19 protein-coding genes are annotated in these 16,164 nt (G+C 64.2%); 8 read left to right on the top strand and 11 right to left on the bottom strand.

The features are described from left to right. Positions 1 to 22: 22 nt before the first annotated feature. A complete protein-coding gene (holA, locus tag IYX23_RS01535; RefSeq protein ID WP_196391716.1) occupies positions 23 to 1,048 on the top strand; it encodes a DNA polymerase III subunit delta in 1,026 nt (341 codons plus the stop codon). A gap of 10 nt (positions 1,049 to 1,058) precedes the next feature. Here the strand turns inward: holA and IYX23_RS01530 are convergent, their stop codons facing one another. From IYX23_RS01530 to IYX23_RS01520, 3 genes are read right to left on the bottom strand one after another with little or no spacing between them, the layout of a single operon-like run. Continuing rightward, the gene (locus IYX23_RS01530) at positions 1,059 to 1,712 is read right to left on the bottom strand and encodes a glutathione S-transferase family protein (protein ID WP_196391717.1); all 654 of its coding nucleotides are present in this window, start codon (positions 1,710 to 1,712) and stop codon (positions 1,059 to 1,061) included. Further along, entirely contained in the window at positions 1,709 to 2,065 is a 357-nt protein-coding gene (locus tag IYX23_RS01525; RefSeq protein ID WP_196391718.1) for a DUF1428 domain-containing protein, read from the bottom strand. Before IYX23_RS01525 ends, IYX23_RS01530 begins: the two co-directional genes overlap by 4 nt. Further along, the gene (locus IYX23_RS01520; RefSeq protein WP_196391719.1) at positions 2,062 to 2,496 is read right to left on the bottom strand and encodes a VOC family protein; all 435 of its coding nucleotides are present in this window, start codon (positions 2,494 to 2,496) and stop codon (positions 2,062 to 2,064) included. Before IYX23_RS01520 ends, IYX23_RS01525 begins: the two co-directional genes overlap by 4 nt. A 59-nt stretch (positions 2,497 to 2,555) precedes the next feature. On the opposite strand from IYX23_RS01520, the gene IYX23_RS01515 reads away from it, so the two are divergent. Further along, complete coding sequence (locus IYX23_RS01515) at positions 2,556 to 3,257, top strand: helix-turn-helix domain-containing protein (RefSeq protein ID WP_196391720.1); 702 nt, start codon at positions 2,556 to 2,558, stop codon at positions 3,255 to 3,257. Positions 3,258 to 3,260: 3 nt separating this feature from the next. Here IYX23_RS01515 and purQ read toward each other — a convergent pair whose 3' ends face one another. From purQ to IYX23_RS01490, 5 genes are all read right to left on the bottom strand, one after another. Beyond that, complete coding sequence (purQ, locus tag IYX23_RS01510; protein WP_196391721.1) at positions 3,261 to 3,950, bottom strand: phosphoribosylformylglycinamidine synthase subunit PurQ; 690 nt, start codon at positions 3,948 to 3,950, stop codon at positions 3,261 to 3,263. Beyond that, positions 3,950 to 4,186 (bottom strand): phosphoribosylformylglycinamidine synthase subunit PurS, encoded by a 237-nt coding sequence (purS, locus tag IYX23_RS01505; protein ID WP_196391722.1) that lies wholly within the window; start codon positions 4,184 to 4,186, stop codon positions 3,950 to 3,952. The genes purQ and purS overlap by 1 nt, the downstream gene beginning before the upstream one ends. A gap of 68 nt (positions 4,187 to 4,254) precedes the next feature. After that, on the bottom strand, positions 4,255 to 4,818 hold the full coding sequence (locus IYX23_RS01500; RefSeq protein ID WP_196391723.1) for a Uma2 family endonuclease: 564 nt from the start codon (positions 4,816 to 4,818) through the stop codon (positions 4,255 to 4,257). A gap of 19 nt (positions 4,819 to 4,837) precedes the next feature. After that, the gene (gene purC / locus IYX23_RS01495) at positions 4,838 to 5,632 is read right to left on the bottom strand and encodes a phosphoribosylaminoimidazolesuccinocarboxamide synthase (protein ID WP_014892432.1); all 795 of its coding nucleotides are present in this window, start codon (positions 5,630 to 5,632) and stop codon (positions 4,838 to 4,840) included. A 321-nt stretch (positions 5,633 to 5,953) separates the two neighbouring features. Beyond that, positions 5,954 to 6,157, bottom strand: a complete 204-nt coding sequence (locus IYX23_RS01490; protein WP_246716405.1) for a hypothetical protein — start codon at positions 6,155 to 6,157, stop codon at positions 5,954 to 5,956. A 333-nt stretch (positions 6,158 to 6,490) separates the two neighbouring features. Between IYX23_RS01490 and IYX23_RS01485 the strand changes: the two genes are divergently transcribed. From IYX23_RS01485 to IYX23_RS01475, 3 genes are all read left to right on the top strand, one after another. Next, the gene (locus IYX23_RS01485) at positions 6,491 to 6,814 is read left to right on the top strand and encodes a DUF1476 domain-containing protein (RefSeq protein ID WP_196391724.1); all 324 of its coding nucleotides are present in this window, start codon (positions 6,491 to 6,493) and stop codon (positions 6,812 to 6,814) included. A 39-nt stretch (positions 6,815 to 6,853) separates the two neighbouring features. Beyond that, the gene (locus IYX23_RS01480; protein ID WP_196391725.1) at positions 6,854 to 7,840 is read left to right on the top strand and encodes a tyrosine recombinase XerC; all 987 of its coding nucleotides are present in this window, start codon (positions 6,854 to 6,856) and stop codon (positions 7,838 to 7,840) included. A gap of 304 nt (positions 7,841 to 8,144) precedes the next feature. Next, positions 8,145 to 8,321 (top strand): hypothetical protein, encoded by a 177-nt coding sequence (locus tag IYX23_RS01475; RefSeq protein ID WP_196391726.1) that lies wholly within the window; start codon positions 8,145 to 8,147, stop codon positions 8,319 to 8,321. Here the strand turns inward: IYX23_RS01475 and ribB are convergent. Then, on the bottom strand, positions 8,296 to 9,381 hold the full coding sequence (gene ribB, locus IYX23_RS01470; protein ID WP_196391727.1) for a 3,4-dihydroxy-2-butanone-4-phosphate synthase: 1,086 nt from the start codon (positions 9,379 to 9,381) through the stop codon (positions 8,296 to 8,298). The two genes, IYX23_RS01475 and ribB, sit on opposite strands and share 26 nt — an antisense overlap. A gap of 289 nt (positions 9,382 to 9,670) precedes the next feature. Here ribB and IYX23_RS01465 point away from each other — a divergent pair, with 289 nt between their 5' ends. Beyond that, complete coding sequence (locus IYX23_RS01465) at positions 9,671 to 10,387, top strand: phosphodiester glycosidase family protein (RefSeq protein ID WP_210330420.1); 717 nt, start codon at positions 9,671 to 9,673, stop codon at positions 10,385 to 10,387. Here IYX23_RS01465 and IYX23_RS01460 read toward each other — a convergent pair. Then, positions 10,384 to 13,092, bottom strand: coding sequence for a valine--tRNA ligase (locus IYX23_RS01460; RefSeq protein ID WP_196391760.1), 2,709 nt, complete (start codon positions 13,090 to 13,092; stop codon positions 10,384 to 10,386). The genes IYX23_RS01465 and IYX23_RS01460 overlap by 4 nt on opposite strands. A 242-nt stretch (positions 13,093 to 13,334) precedes the next feature. Further along, the gene (eno, locus tag IYX23_RS01455; protein ID WP_196391728.1) at positions 13,335 to 14,618 is read right to left on the bottom strand and encodes a phosphopyruvate hydratase; all 1,284 of its coding nucleotides are present in this window, start codon (positions 14,616 to 14,618) and stop codon (positions 13,335 to 13,337) included. Between the two features lie 240 nt (positions 14,619 to 14,858). Here eno and IYX23_RS01450 point away from each other — a divergent pair, with 240 nt between their 5' ends. Together IYX23_RS01450 and queF are read left to right on the top strand one after the other, a co-directional pair. After that, positions 14,859 to 15,635: a hypothetical protein gene (locus IYX23_RS01450; protein WP_196391729.1), complete on the top strand. Its 777-nt coding sequence runs from the start codon at positions 14,859 to 14,861 to the stop codon at positions 15,633 to 15,635. Between the two features lie 46 nt (positions 15,636 to 15,681). After that, entirely contained in the window at positions 15,682 to 16,143 is a 462-nt protein-coding gene (gene queF / locus IYX23_RS01445; RefSeq protein ID WP_196391730.1) for a preQ(1) synthase, read from the top strand. Positions 16,144 to 16,164 lie beyond the last annotated feature (21 nt).

Below are 16,164 nucleotides of genomic sequence, written 5' to 3'. Positions count from 1 at the left end.
CGGAGGCGGACGATAGCGCCTCATGACGGCGGTCAAGAGTCGCGACGCCGAACGCTTCATCGCCGCGCCGCCCGAGGGCGTTTTTCTTTTCCTGGTCTTCGGCTCCGACGCGGGCATGGTGCGCGAGCGCGCGCTCGCGCTCGTCGAAAAGCGCGTCGACGAACGCCGCGATCCTTTCCAATTCGTCGAGATGAGCGGCGATGGCGTGGCCTCCGACCCGCTTGCGCTGCTCGACGAGGCCAACACCACGCCGCTCTTTGGCGGACGGCGCGCCATCCTCGTTGAGACCGGCGCCAAATCCGTCATTCCGGCGCTGACGTCGCTTATCGGCGCGCCGCCGGCGCATTGCACGGTCGTGCTGACCGCTGGCGCGCTGAGGCGCGACTCGCCGCTGCGCAAGCTGGTCGAGGGCGCCAAGCAGGGCGCGGCGATCGAGTGCCAGCCCGACGCGGAAGCGGATTTGCAGGCGCTGATCGATCGTAGCCTGCGCGACGCCGGCCTTGTCGCGAGTCCGGAAGCCCGCGGCCTACTGCTCGGCGCGCTTGGGGAAGACCGGCTGATGAGTCGCGCCGAGCTTGAAAAGCTCGCGCTCTATATGCATGGCCGCGAGCATGTCGAAGCCAAGGACGTCGAAGCGATTGTCGCGCATGCCTCGAACATCGCGTCGGATCGCATGGTGACGGCGGCTTTCGCGGGCGCCGCCGATATCGGCGCGGCGCTCGACGCTTATTTCGCGCAGGACGGGGATGCGCAGCAGCTCGTCATCGGGGCGCTGCGCTACGCCGTGGCGCTGCACCGCGCCCGTCTCGCCATGGAGCGCGAGGGCGGGCGACCCGATGTCGGCGTTTCGGCGCTGATGCGCGCCGGATTCGGCTTCATGCACCGCGCGCTGATGGAGGAGCAGCTCAAGAGCTGGTCATCCGCGCGTCTTGGCGCGCTGATCGAGCCGCTGCGCGCCGCGCAGATGCGGGCGCGCGCCAACGCCGGCGTGGCGCAGATGGAGGCCGAACGCGCGCTGTGGAACGTCGCGCGCGCGGCGCGGCGGTAAGGGCGCGGCGTCAGTCCCGATCCGGCGCGCCGAGTGGAAAATAAGCGCGATAAGGTCTTGCTTCGTCCACGGCTCTCGCGAAGGAGGGACGCGCGAGCAGCCGCTGCCGATAGGCCTTTACATTGACCAGCGCGTTGTCGATGGGGTGCGTCCAGTCGGCGTAGAAAAGCGCTGGCGCCGCCGCGCAATCCGCGAGCGAGAAATCCTCTCCCGCCGCCCATTCCCGACCTTCCATCTTTTCGTTGAGCCAGCCATATGCCGTCTCCAGCGCCCGACGCGCTTCAGCGACGCCAAATGAATCGCGATTCTCTTCTGAGCGCAGATGGTCGAATACGATTCTTTGCATCGGCGTCATGACGTAATTGTCGAAGAACCGATCCATGAAGCGGACCTCGATCGCCGCATGCCGGTCCGTCGGCAGGAGAGGGCTTCGGCCAGGGTGACGTAGGTCCAGATATTCGACGATGACGCTGGCCTCCATGATCCTGCGATCATCGTCGAGCAGAAGCGGAAAGCGTCTCATCGGCCAAAGCGCGGCCCACTCCGCTTCCGCCTGCTTGTCCTCGAGCGAGCGAAACTGGAAAGCCGTGTCGTTCTCGTAAAGCGCAATGAGCGCCTTTTGCGTGTAGGACGAAAACGGATGGCCATAGAGCGCGAGCGTCATGATGCGCTTTCGTCGAGCATGACGCTGAATCCGCCGAAGATCATGCGTTTGCCGTCGAATGGCATCGGCATGTCCTTCATGCGCGGGTCTTCATGCATTTTCTTGTGAGCGGCGTCGCGCACCTCTTTCGACGGCCACAGAACCCATGAGAAGACGACGTTTTCGCCGCTCTCGGCGGCGACGGCGCGTTTGAAGTCGGTGACTTTGCCGTCGGGCACGTCGTCGCCCCAACATTCGACGACGTGTAGCGCGCCCCACTCCTTCATGATGGGCCACATTTGCGCGGCGGCCTTATGGTAATCTTCCTTCTTGCCCATGGGCACGGGAATCACGAAACCGTCGACATAGCTCATTGCGCCGCTCCTTCTTTCTGGCACGCCTTTGACGCCGCCTCGGCGTCCATCCACATAATCTCCCAGATATGACCGTCGGGATCTTCGAAGCTGCGGCCATACATGAAGCCGAAATCCTGCGTCGGGGTCGGATCCGGGGCGCCGCCGGCGCGCGTCGCCTTCTCAATCATGGCGTCGACGTCGGCGCGGCTGTCGGCCGAAATGCAGATCAGAACTTCGGCGCTCATATGCGCATCGGCGATCTGCTTCGTCGTGAACTGCCTAAATTTTTCATGCGTCAGAAGCATCGCGTGAATCGTGTCGGAGAAAACCAGGCAGGACCCGGTATGGTCGGAGAACTGCGGGTTCTTCCTGGCTCCGATCGACTCATAAAAAGCGGTCGCTCTGGGCAGATCGGCGACCGGAAGATTGACGAAAATAAGCTTCGACATGGACGCTCCTCTCAAACCGAACGTTGCCGAACCTACCGCACAAGTTATAAAATACAACAATGAAGTTAGAAAAAATAACTAAAAGGCCGCGTGGGGCGTGCAAAGACTCATCCGCGCGCCGTTACGACGACGCCTGCGGCGCCGCCCATGCGCTTGATCTGATTGGCGAGCGCTGGGCGCTGCTGGTGATGCGCGAACTGATGTTCGGCCCGAAAAGATTCAGCGACCTGCGCGCCGATCTTCCCGGAATCAGCGCCAATGTGCTGACGCAGCGGCTGGAGCGGCTGGAGGAAATCGGCGCATTGACCCGGCGCAAGCTGCCACCGCCGGCGGCGAGCCATGTCTATGAATTGACGCCCTGGGGCTATGAGATCGAGCCCGTCTTAAGCGTCCTCGGCCGCTGGGCGGCGCGCTCGCCGCTGCATGACCCGACGCTGCCGCTCAGCGCCGCCTCGCTGATGCTGTCGTTCAAGACGATGTTCGACGCGAGCAGGGCGAAGGGACTGAACGCGCGTATCGGGTTTCGCATCGGCGACGAGACGTTCCTCGTGCGAATCCATGGCGGCAAATGCGACGCCGCCCGGCAAGCGTTGGAGGGCGCCGAGGTCGTCTTCGCCGGGACGGCGAGGGCGATCGCCGCGGCGGTCTATGGCGGCGCGCCGCTTGCGGCGCTTGAAGCTGAGAAGGCGCTCGCGATCAAGGGCGATCGCGCCCTGGCCGAACGCTTCACCAGGCTCTTTCCGCTGCCGCAAAAAGCGTGAGGGTCACGCCGCGCTGGCGAGGCTTTCGAAAAGCCTGCGGCCGTCGGTTCCGCCGACGAGCGGGTCGATGAGATTTTCGGGATGCGGCATCAGGCCGAGGACATTACGCTTGTCTGAATAGATCCCGGCGATGTCGTTGCGCGAGCCGTTGGGATTGGACTCGCCGCCGACAGCGCCGGCGGAGTCGCAATAGCGGAAGGCGACGAGGCCTTCGCCCTCGAGCCGCTCGATCGTGGCGTCGTCGGCTTCGTAATTGCCCTCGCCATGCGCGATGCAGACTTCGATCGTCTGACCTTTTGTGTATTGCCGCGTGAAGGCGGTGTCGTTGCGCTCGACTTTGAGATGCTGCATCCGACAGACGAAGCGCAGATTGGCGTTGCGCATCAGCACGCCCGGCAGCAGGCCGCTTTCGCAAAGAATCTGGAAGCCGTTGCAGACGCCCAGCACCAGTCCGCCGCGCGCGGCGTGCGCGCGCACCGCGTCCATGATGGCGGCGCGGCCGGCGATGGCGCCGCAGCGCAGATAATCGCCGTAGGAAAAACCGCCGGGCAATACGACAAGGTCCGTCCCGGCGGGCAGCTCGTGGTCGGCGTGCCAGAGCATCGCCGGCGGTCGCCCGGTCGCCTGTGTCAGCGCGCGGGCCATGTCGCTTTCGCGATTGGAGCCGGGAAAAACGACGACGGCGGCTTTCATCACAGATCGATCTGATAGTTTTCGATCACGGTGTTGGCGAGCAGCTTTTCGCACGCCGCCTGCAACTGCGCCTTGGCGGCATTGGCGTCGGCGCCGGCGAGCTCCACGTCGAACACCTTGCCTTGCCGCACGCTCGCGACGCCTTCGACGCCAAGCGATTTCAGCGCTCCTTCGATCGCCTTGCCTTGCGGATCGAGGACGCCGGATTTGAGGGTGACGACGACGCGGGCTTTCATGCGCTGTTCCAAATTCAGAAGATGGCGGAACGGTTACTGGCTCGACGCGCGAAGCGCAAGCCGGCGCGTTAGAGCAGACCTGTATCGCGGTAGATGTCGCGCAAGGTCATTCGAGCGCCGATGACGGGCAGGTCGAGCACGCTCACCGGGCTTTCGAAACGGCGCTCGGCGAAATCAGTGGCGCGATCGAAGGAGACGACTTCAAGCGCATCCTGCGCGACGACCACATACTGCCGGAGCGACGGCAGCGTCGCATAGGCCTTCCGTTTCCAGCGCAGATCCTTGTTCGCTGTGGATGGCGAAAGAACCTCAAACGCGATGATCATGTCATTGCATTCGACGCCAGTGAACGTCGCGGGTCGAATCAGAACGTCAGGAACTGGCACGCTGATGTCGGAAATGCGGACGCCCAGCCCCGGCAGCACCTCCCAAGGAGCGCTGGTCTCGCGCGCCAGCGCATCGAGCAGTACGGTGAGATTGCGAATGATCGTCTGATGCAGACGGCTGGCGGAAGCGTTCAAGACCGGCTCCCCTTCGATCAGCTCCCATTTTTCGTCGTCGGGACGCGTCGCGGTGAACGCGAAGAATTCCTCCGCGCGCATCGGACCTGAATCGAGATGAGGAACGCCCATGGCGGCCCTTTGGGATTTCCTACTGAACGAGCTTCGGCGCGCCGGTGCGGATCGTCTCGTTTTCCTGCATGATGCCGAGACGGCGCGCGACTTCGGTATAAGCCTCGACCAGCCCGCCCAAGTCGCGGCGGAAGCGATCCTTGTCGAGCTTGTCGTTCGACTTGATATCCCACAGCCGGCAGCTGTCGGGCGAAATCTCGTCGGCGACGACGATTCGCATCATGTCGCCTTCCCAGAGCCGACCGCATTCCATCTTGAAGTCGACGAGGCGGATGCCGACGCCGAGAAAGAGCCCGGAGAGGAAATCATTGACGCGGATGGCGAGCGCCATGACGTCGTCGATCTCCTGGGGAGTCGCCCAGCCGAAGGCGGTGATATGCTCCTCGGACACCATCGGGTCGTCGAGCGCGTCGTTCTTATAGTAGAATTCGATGATCGAGCGGGGCAGCTGCGTGCCCTCTTCCATCCCGAGGCGCTTGGCGAGCGAACCGGCCGCGACATTGCGCACGACGACTTCGAGCGGGATGATTTCCACCTCGCGGATGAGCTGCTCGCGCATGTTCAGCCGGCGGATGAAGTGGGTCGGCACGCCGATGCTGTTCAAATGCTGGAAGATATACTCGGAGATCCGGTTGTTGAGCACGCCCTTCCCGTCGATCACCTCGTGTTTCTTCGCGTTGAAGGCCGTGGCGTCGTCCTTGAAGTGCTGAATCAAAGTGCCGGGCTCAGGGCCCTCATAGAGGACCTTGGCCTTGCCCTCGTAGATGCGGCGTCGGCGGTTCATTGGGATCAACCGGGGCTTGAGGAAGTCCATCTGGCGGGTCGTCGCTCCTCCGAAGTGTGAACGCATGCCGGCTTGTGGGCGGCTCTCAGGGAGCGGCGGCGGGCGTGCGCCCAGCCGCGAGCACCGGCGGTCCTAGCGTCTTTGGCGGCCAGTGACAAGCCGACGGGTCACTCTATCGCAAAGGGGAAGACGATACAATGAAACTGAGAGAGCGGCGGCCCAGCGGCGCCGTCGCCGTGGGGATTCCTCTCGGATGCGCGGGCGCCCCTAATTTGAGCATCTGGTGGACGAGTTCACCGACATGGCGGTTCGCTGCTGCGACGCTCAGGGCGCAAACGGAAGCGGCCTTGGCTACTTCCAGCCGGCCTGTTTCTCGCAGTCCTGCCGGGCTTCAGGATTGGCCTTTTCCCACTGGGTGACGGACCGGGTTTCGTTGTCGTCCATCTTCTCGTTCATGCATATGCAATAGGCGCGGATAATGGCGGGCGTCCCGCCTTCCTCGCCCTTGTTATCGCTGATGCATTGATTGATCCATTTGAGGTCGTCGCTCGTCATTTTCTGGGCGAAGGCTGGGCTCGTAAGCGCCAAGGCGGACAAAATAACGCATGCAAATTTCTTCATGAAACGCCCCTACTGTGTCTGATGGCCGGACGGAAAACATTAGCCTCGACAAATAGCCGCACCGGCGCGCTTATTGCAATTTGGCGCGGCGCGAGGCTCTGTCCGCGCTCGCACCTTGGCGGGCAGGGCAGGGGGCGGTTTCGTCGCGGCCAGGACCACGCTTTCCGGCATTGGCTTTGCGCGCGAATACGCATATATCGAGCCCACGCCGATGCGGCGCATGATCGCCGAGTCCTGATTATAAGAACAACCCGGCCGAGGATGGACATGAGCACTTTCGACCAGCGCGAAGATTCCTTCGAAAAACGCTTTGTCCACGAAGAGGAGCTGCAGTTTCGCGCCGAAGCGCGCCGCAACAAGCTGCTTGGCCTCTGGGCGGCCGAAAAGCTCGGGAAGACGGGCGCCGAGGCGCAGGCCTACGCGGACGCCTTGGTCGCGGCGGAAGTCGCCGCCGACGCCGATGAGCGGGTCGTGGCCTTGGTCAAGAAGGATTTTGAAGCGGCGGGCGTGGAACAGTCCGAGCATCAGATCCGCCGCACCATGGACGAGATGCTGACCAAGGCGAAAGCCGAGATCAAGTCGGGCCAGTAACGGGCGACTCTATTCATCTTTTTTGGCGATAGTCGCGCCATGCGCGATTCGCCCCTGAGAGCGCCCCGACAGAAACCGCCTCCCGACGCCTCCTATTTTCAGGCGGCGCCGGCGATCGCCGAGCAAGCGGCGCTATGGCTGCGCTATCTTGCCGGCGAGCGGCGCGCCTCCCGGCATACGGTCGAGGCCTATGGCCGGGACCTCGCCAGCTTTTTGGGGTTTCTCGCGCAGCATACGGGTGAGCGGCCCGATGCGGCCGCGCTTAAGTCGCTTCAACCCGCCGACCTGCGCGCCTTCATGGCCAAGCGTCGCCGCGACGGGCTCGAAAGCCGTTCTCTTTTGCGGGCGCTCGCCGCCGTTCGCAATTTTCTGCGCTTCATTGAGAAGAAGGGCCTCGCCCGCACCGACGTCTTTGGCGCCGTGCGTCCGCCCAAGCGTCCGCACAGCCTCCCCAAGGCGCTCACCGTGCCCGACGCCCGCGATATCGTGGACCCCGAACAGAGAGCGGGCGAGGCGCGAGAGCCCTGGGTGATCGCGCGCGACGCCGCCGTGCTGGCGCTGCTCTACGGCGCCGGACTGCGAATTTCCGAGGCGCTGTCGATCGGGAGCGCCGCGGCGCCGGTCGGCGCCGCCGATCGGGTCACGATCCTGGGGAAGGGCGGCAAGAGCCGGACCGTGCCGGTCATCGCGCCGGTGCGCTCGACGATCGAAGCCTATCTCGCGCTCTGTCCCTATGATCTTGCCGGCGGGCCGCTGTTTGTGGGCGCGCGCGGCGGGCCGCTCTCGCCGCGCATCATCCAGCTCGCCGTCCAGCGCCTGCGCGGGGCGCTCGGCCTGCCCGAGAGCGCGACGCCGCATGCGCTGCGTCATTCGTTCGCCACGCATCTTCTGGGTCGCGGCGGCGATCTGCGCACGATCCAGGAATTGCTCGGCCACGCCTCGCTCTCGACGACGCAGATCTATACCGCCGTCGACAAGACGCGGCTCCTCGACGCTTATCGCTCGGCGCATCCGCGCGCGAAGTGAGGCTGAAGGCCGCGTGAAAGCCCTGAGGAGCCGCGAACTCTACCCTCCCCTTGAGGGGGAGGGTCGCATTGCGAAGCAATGCGGGGTGGGGTGACAGCTCGGATGAATGTAAGGGATGACGCAGCGACCGCTCGTATAGCGACAATATTTTGAGATCTGGCTCCACCCCACCCCGGCGCTTCGCGCCTATTGGGCGAGAAATGACCTCAAGACGCCCGAACTTTTAAAAACCTATCGGGCGCATGGCGTCGCGTCGCTCTCCCTCGATTATGATTTTTCCGAGGACGGCAAATATGTCGTCGCCGTGAGCATTCGGAAGCCGGACGGCGTGGCGCATGAAGGCGAACATATTTTCTTCGTCATCGCCGCCGCCGAGTCGGGCCTTCTCCTCACCGTCGTCGCCTCGCTTTTCCTTGCCGGTTTCGCCGTCCTTGTCTGGCGGCTGAGAAAGCCGCTCACTCCACCGGCTCCACCGCGCTGATCTCGATTCCAAAGCCCGAGAGCCCGACGAAAGCGCGGGGCTTTGACGACGAGGAGCGCAGGCGGATCGACGAAACGCCGAGGTCCTTCAAAATCTGCGCGCCGAGGCCGACGTCAAGCCACTGCCGCTTGCGCGTTTCTTCGGCGTTTTCCTCCTCGCCCCGCCCGACAATATTCGCCGGGACGCCGGCCGCGCCGTCGCGCAGATAGACGAGCACGCCGCGCCCTTCACGCGCAAAGCGATGCAGCGTCTTCTTGATCGTGTCGGCGCCCCCGAACACATCCGCGAGAATATCGGCGCGATGCAGTCGCGTCGGCACGTCGCGCCCGTCGCCGATCGCGCCCAACACGAAGGCGAAGTGCTGCACGCTGTCGAACGGCGTCACATAGGCGTGGCCGATCATTTCCCCGGCCTCTGTCTGGACGGGGAACGTCGCGACGCGTTCGACGAGCTTTTCGCGCGCCTGGCGGAACGCGATGAGGTCCGAAACCGACACGAGTTTGAGACTATGCGCGCGCGCGAATTCTTCGATCTGGCGTCCGGTCATCACCGTGCCGTCGTCATTGGCGAGTTCGCAGATGACGCCGACCGGCGGCAGGCCGGCGAGCTTGCACAGATCGACGGCGGCTTCCGTATGTCCGGAGCGCATCAGCACCCCGCCGTCCTTGGCGATCAGCGGGAAGACATGGCCGGGCCGCACGAAATCGCTCGCGCCCATATTGCCATTGGCGAGCGCGCGCACCGTATTGCAGCGCTGTTCGGCGGAAATGCCGGTGGTGAGCCCGTGGCGCGCGTCGACGGTGACGGTGAAAGCCGTCGCGAGCGGCGCGTCGTTTTCCGCGACCATGGGCGCAAGATGCAGACGGCGCGCCTCCTCGAGCGTGAGCGGCGCGCAGACGATGCCGCTCGTATGGCGGATGATGAAGGCCATTTTCTCGGGCGTGCAGAGCGACGCGGCGACGACGAGGTCGCCTTCGTTTTCGCGATCGTCGTCATCGGTGACGACGACGATCTCGCCTCTCGCCACGGCCTCGACGGCTTCAGTGATGGAATGGGACAATGAGATCTCCGGAACCCGCCGCTTGCGGCGCCTGCGTCGCATATCTAGCCTTGCCGTGGCCACGTTTCAAACCGGCGGCCGCGCAGCTTTCGCAATTGTCATTCCCGACGCGCGGCGTGCGATCGGAATAAAGACCAGCATTCCTGACGGCGCACTGGAGTGCCGGTTAGGCCGCCGTCTGCGGGAATGACATGGCCCAAGGCCAGGAAGAAAGGAGAGTGGGTTGCTCGACGCGGAATTGAAAAGGCAAGCGATCTGGAGCGTCTCGAGCTGGATAGCGGCGGCCGCACTGGCGTTCTTATCATTGCCTGCGCGCGCGGGCGCAAGCCCCTGCGCCGATATTGAGGGGGCCGCCTACACAGTATGCGACTTCGATGCGCGTAAGCGCGACGTTCGGCTCTTTCTGCGCGACGAGAAAGGCGAAATCTATGGCTCTTTCACGCGGCTCGCGGACGGACTGGCGAATAAGGGCGAAACGCTTGTTTTCGCCATGAACGCCGGCATGTATGCGGAAGACCGCACGCCAGTCGGCCTCTATGTCGAAAACGGCCGCACGCTGAGCGGCGCGAATACGCGCTCCGGCGCCGGCAATTTCCACCTGAAGCCCAATGGCGTGTTCTGGATCGACGGCGCGCGCGCCGGCGTCGCCGAGACGGCGCGCTTCTTAAAGAGCCGTCAGGGGGCGCAATTCGCCACCCAATCAGGACCGATGCTCGTCATCGGCGGGCGCATTCATCCCCGCATTCATGGGGACGGCATGTCGCAGAAATTTCGCAACGGCGTCTGTGTTCAAGACGGTCATGTCGTGCGCTTCGCGATCTCCAACCGGCCGGTGACGTTTCATGAATTTGCGCTGCTTTTTCGCGATCGCCTGCATTGCCCCGACGCGCTGTTTCTCGATGGCGGCTCGGCGTCGGCGCTCTATGCGCCGTCGCTCTCGCGTCACGACCGTTTCGCGCCGACGATGGGGCCGATCCTCGGCGTCGTCGAGAAGGCGAGTCGCTAGCTTAGTCGCGTAAGCGCCGCATTGAGCTTTTCGACGCGCGCCGCCGTCTCTTCGCGCCGTTCGCGGTGCTCGTCGATCACCTCTTCCTCGGCCTTGGCGAGGAAGCCCTCATTGGCGAGTTTGGCGTCGAGCTTCTTCAACTCGCCGTCGAGCTTGCCGATCTCTTTCGCCAGTCGCGCCCTCTCGGCGGCAAGGTCGATCACGCCTTCGAGCGGCATGGCGGCGCCGCCGCCGCGGACGATGAGTTGCGCGCTGCTCTTTGGCGCCGCCTCGGCGAAGCCGATGTGCGAGAGGCGCGCGAGCTTGCGGATCGTCTCGTCCCAGCGCGTCGCGCGCGCTTTCAGCCCGTCGTCGGCGCCGATCAGCAGCAGCTCCGTCTCGCTCGTCAAATTCATTTCCGCACGCAGCGAGCGCACTTCGGAAATAAGGTCGACGACCCAGCCGATTTCGCTTTCGGCCTCCGCATCTTCGAGTCCCGTGAGCGACGGCCAACTGGCGAGCGCCAGCATCGTCTCGCGCTTGGGACCGTCCGCGCCCTTGATCGCCCAGAGCTCCTCGGTGAGGAAGGGCATGAAAGGATGCAGCAGCGCATAGATCTGGTCGAGAACGAAGGCTGTCGTCGCGCGCGTCTCGTCCTTTTCCGCGCCATCGGCGCCTTGCAGCAGCGGTTTCGCCAGCTCGACATACCAATCGCAGAAGACGCTCCAGATGAAGCGATAGACGGCGTTCGCCGCGTCGTTGAAGCGGTAAGCCTCGATCGCCGCGCTCACGTCCGCCGTTGTGCGCGCCGCTTCGCCGATAATCCAGCGGTTCAGCGTGATCTGATTGGCGCGCGGATCGTAGCCCGGAACGCGCGCGCAGCCGTTGATCTCGGCGAAGCGCGAGGCGTTCCACAGCTTCGTCGCGAAATTGCGATAGCCTTCGACGCGCTGCGTCGAGAGCTTGATGTCGCGTCCCTGCGCCGCCATCGCCGCGAGCGTGAAGCGTAGCGCGTCGGCGCCATATTCGTCGATGAGGCGCAGCGGGTCGATGACATTGCCCTTCGACTTACTCATCTTCGCGCCCTTCTCGTCGCGAACGAGCGCGTGGATATAGACGTCGCGGAAGGGAACCTCGTCCATGAAATAGAGGCCCATCATCATCATGCGGGCGACCCAGAAGAAGATGATGTCGAAGCCGGTGACGAGGGCGCTCGTCGGATAATAGCGCGCGAGCTCCGGCGTCTTCTCCGGCCAGCCGAGCGTCGAGAAGGGCCAAAGCGCCGATGAAAACCAGGTGTCGAGCACGTCTTCGTCGCGCGTCAGCGTCACGCCATCGCCGAGTTTGGCGCGCGCCGCGGCAAGCGCCGCCTCTTCCGTCTCTTCGACATAGGCGTTGCCGTCCTCGTCATACCAGGCGGGGATGCGATGGCCCCACCAGAGCTGGCGCGACACGCACCAGGGCTGGATATTCTCCAGCCACTCGAAATAGGTCTTCTCCCAATTCTTCGGCACGAAAGCCGTGCGGCCCTCGCGCACGGCTTTGAGCGCCGGCTGCGCCAGGGTCTTGGCGTCGACATACCACTGGTCGGTGAGGCGCGGCTCGAGCACCGCGCCCGAGCGGTCGCCATGCGGGACCATATGCTTATGATCGTCGACGCCGTCGAGCAGCTCGCGCGCCTCCATCATTTCGACGACGCGCTTGCGCGCCGCGAAACGGTCGAGCCCGTCGAGCGCGGAGACTGTCGCCGCGAGTTCGGGGGAGGGGTCGACGCCTTCGTGAAACTCGGCGCTGGCGGCAAGCGTCATCTGCGCCTGCGGGTCGAGCACGTTGACGAGCCGCAGGCCATGCCGCTTGCCGACCTCGAAATCGTTGAAGTCATGCGCCGGGGTGATTTTCACCGCGCCGGTGCCCTTCTCGGGATCGGAATATTCGTCGGCGACGATCGGGATCAGCCGGCCGACCAATGGCAGACGAACGCGCTTGCCAACCAGCGCCGTGTAGCGCTCGTCCTCCGGATGCACGGCGACGGCGGTATCGCCGAGCATCGTCTCGGGGCGGGTCGTCGCGACCACGATGAACTCGCCGGTCTCTTTCCCGGTATCGTCGACGATCGGATATTTGAAGCGCCACAAATGGCCCTTCACTTCCACCTGCTGCACTTCGAGATCGGAGATCGCCGTGTGCAGCGCCGGGTCCCAATTGACGAGACGCTTGTCCTTGTAGAGCAGGCCGTCGCGATAGAGCTGAACGAAAACCTTCACCACCGCGCGCGACAGGCCTTCATCGAGCGTGAAGCGTTCGCGCGACCAGTCGCAAGAGGCGCCGAGCCGCTTCAGCTGCTCGACGATCTTGCCGCCGGACTCCGCCTTCCATTCCCACACGCGCTCGACGAATTTCTCGCGTCCGAGTTCGCGGCGATGTTCCTGGCGCTCCATCAGCTGGCGTTCGACGACCATCTGGGTCGCGATGCCGGCGTGGTCGGTGCCGGGCTGCCACAACACGTCGTCGCCCTTCATGCGGCGATAGCGCACGAGAATATCCTGCAGCGTGTTGTTGAGCGCATGGCCCATATGCAGGCTGCCGGTGACGTTCGGCGGCGGAATGACGATGGAATAGGGCTTCGCCTGCGCGCGTTCGGGCCGTCCGGCGCGAAAGGCTTGCGCCTCTTCCCACGCGTCGCGGATGCGCGATTCAATCGAGGCGGGAGCGAAGGTTTTTTCCATGGTCATGGGGCGAGCGGAGCCAGAAAGGGCGCTGATCCCTCCCCTTTTACGGGGAGGGTGGACCGGCGAAGCCGGGCCGGGTGGGGTTCTATACGCAAAGAAAGCGTGTTCGTCGAAGTCGCGAGCCGGCTTACGGATTCCCCCACCCGGCGAGCTACGCTCGCCACCCTCCCCGCAAGGGGGAGGGATTCGAACGTCCTGATCCGAAATAAGTATGCCGAAGCGGCTGAACTCACTCGGCGCTACGCCAGCGCCTTGAGCGCGCCTTTGCCGGCGTAGATCGCCGCGTCGCCCAGCTCCTCCTCGATGCGGATGAGCTGGTTGTATTTGGCGGTGCGGTCGGAGCGGGCGAGCGAGCCGGTCTTGATCTGGCCGCTGTTCGTCGCGACGACGAGATCGGCGATGGTCGAATCCTCGGTCTCGCCGGAGCGATGCGAGAAGACGGTGGTGTATCCGGCGCGATGCGCGGTCTCGACCGAAGCGAGCGTCTCGGTCAGCGTGCCGATCTGATTGACTTTGACGAGCAGCGAATTGGCGATCCCGCCCTCAATGCCGCGCGTCAAGCGCGTGACATTGGTGACGAAAAGATCGTCGCCGACGAGCTGAACTTTCTTGCCTAGAACGTCGGTGAGCTTCTTCCAGCCCTCCCAATCGTCCTCGGCCATGCCGTCCTCGATCGACACGATCGGATAGGCGCTGGCGAGCTTGGCGAGATAGGCGACCTGCTCGTCGATCGAGCGAGTCACGCCTTCGCCTTCGTAGACATATTTGCCGTCCTTGAAGAATTCCGTCGCGGCGCAGTCGGAGCAAAGATGCACGTCGACGCCGGGCTTGAAGCCCGCCGTTTCGATCGCCTTCATGATGAAGTCGAGCGCCGCTTCGGCGGAGGGAAGATTGGGCGCGAAGCCGCCTTCATCGCCGACCGAGGTGCTGAGCCCGGCTTTCTTGAGCGCCGCCTTGAGCGTGTGGAAAATCTCCGCGCCCCAACGGATGGCGTCGCGCACATTCGGCGCGCCGGTGGGCATGATCATGAATTCCTGGAAGTCGATCGGATTGTCGGCATGCACGCCGCCATTGACGATATTCATCATCGGCGTCGGCAGCACCCGCGCCTGCACGCCGCCCACATAGCGATAGAGCGGCAGCGCCGACGCCTCGGCGGCCGCCTTGGCGACCGCGAGCGACACGCCGAGAATGGCGTTGGCGCCGAGCCGCGACTTGTTCGGCGTCCCATCGAGCTTGATCATCGCCTCGTCCAGGGCAACCTGATCCTCAGCTTCAAAGCCGAGCAGCGTTCCAGCGATTTCGTCATTGACGTTGTCGACCGCCGTGAGCACGCCCTTGCCGAGATAGCGCGACTTGTCGTCATCGCGCTTTTCCGCCGCTTCATGCGCGCCGGTCGAGGCGCCGGACGGCACCGCCGCCCGTCCAGACGATCCATCCTCCAGGGTGACGTCGACCTCGACGGTCGGGTTCCCGCGAGAATCCAGAATTTCGCGGGCGTGGATGTCGACGATCTCGGTCATGGGTGCCTCTTCATGATGCGGCGCGGAGCGGCGCGACTTCTTAGACCTATTGCGCCGTCCGGAAAAGCCTCAGCCGTAAAAAGGTTCTGCGTCCGCTTCGGGCTTTTGTGGGATCTGTGCTGCGCCGCGGCGACGGCGCGCCGGCGAAATCCGTTGACTGGGGAGGGGCCCTCCCTATCCTTGAGCTTGATCAATGAGCGGGCGTTCGCCGCCAAGAGCGACGGTCGGCGGGAGGTTCGGATGGCCCTAAGCACAATGCGACTGGCGCGCGGCGTCGTTTTCAGCCTTTGTTTGGGGCTTTGGAGTCCCGCCAGCGCCTGGGCTCAGTCGCCGGAGCATGTCGCCGCCGCGAAAGCGACTTTGGAGAAATCTCCCGTTCGAGGCAATTGCGCGCCGGCGCAGGAAGACTTTCTGGGCTGGCCGGCGAATCTCGTGCAGCGCTGCGAATATCAGCACGAGGACATGCCTGGCCTCGCCTATGTGCTCGACGTAAAGCCGGAAACTCTGGCGCGCTGGGTCGAAACTGGATGCAGCGCGCTGTTGGTCGGCGCCGGCCATTGTTTCGACCGGACGCTGAAATGCGCGCTCGACAGCACAGGCGCCAGCTTTGTGATCGGCGGCAATCTGATCGCGGCGCGCGGCGGCGTGAAGCAGAATCGCTTTTACCGCAACGGCGTCGCAATCGTTGCGCCCAAAAGCGGGATGCCGGGCGCCGTGCCGATCCCAGAACAGGAGCAGATCGCGCATATGCCGGAAAAGGACGTCTCGGCGATGCTCGATCGCGGCGGCGTCGCCCTTTGGAACACCATGCCCTATCAATTCGCTGTGAAGGCCCTCGAAATCGCCGTGCCGGCGGAGATGAACACGCCGGACCGGCGCGAGAAATGGCTCGAAGTCACGCGCGTCGAAATGCTGAAGGCGCTGGAGAGCCCGGAAAATCGCTTTCTCTTGGGCTGGATGTCGGCGCATCCGATCACATTGCGTGCGGGCGAATGCCCGGACTCCCGCGACCCCTGAGCGGGTTAACGCTTGACGCGGCGGCGATTGCGCCATTGTTACGCGCATGACCAAGACGCATCAGGGCGCCGCGCTGCTCGGCCGCATGGCCGCGCTGCCGGCTTCGCCGGACGAGGCCGAACTCGATCTCGTGCCCAATCCTCACAAGGACGCGACCTATCTCGTGCGCTTCACGGCACCGGAGTTCACCTCGCTCTGCCCGGTGACCGGGCAGCCCGACTTCGCACATATCGTCATCGACTATGCCCCGGCCGAATGGCTGGTCGAGTCGAAGGCCTTGAAGCTTTACCTTGGAAGTTTCCGCAACCACGGCGCTTTTCACGAAGACTGCACGCTGCGGATTGCGCGCGATCTCGTTGCGGCGATGACGCCGAAATGGCTGCGCATCGGCGGCTATTGGTATCCGCGCGGCGGCATGCCGATCGACGTTTTCTGGCAGACCGGGGCGCCGCCCGAAGGGCTGTGGCTTCCTGATCAGGGCGTGCCGCCCTACCGGGGGCGGGGCTAGGCGTATAGGCGCTCCAAAGTC

The organism is Methylocystis sp. L43, assembly GCF_015709525.1.
Lineage (GTDB): Bacteria > Pseudomonadota > Alphaproteobacteria > Rhizobiales > Beijerinckiaceae > Methylocystis.
The sequence above is the reverse complement of the archived record's forward strand: the minus strand, read 5'-3'. Positions and strand labels throughout refer to the sequence as shown.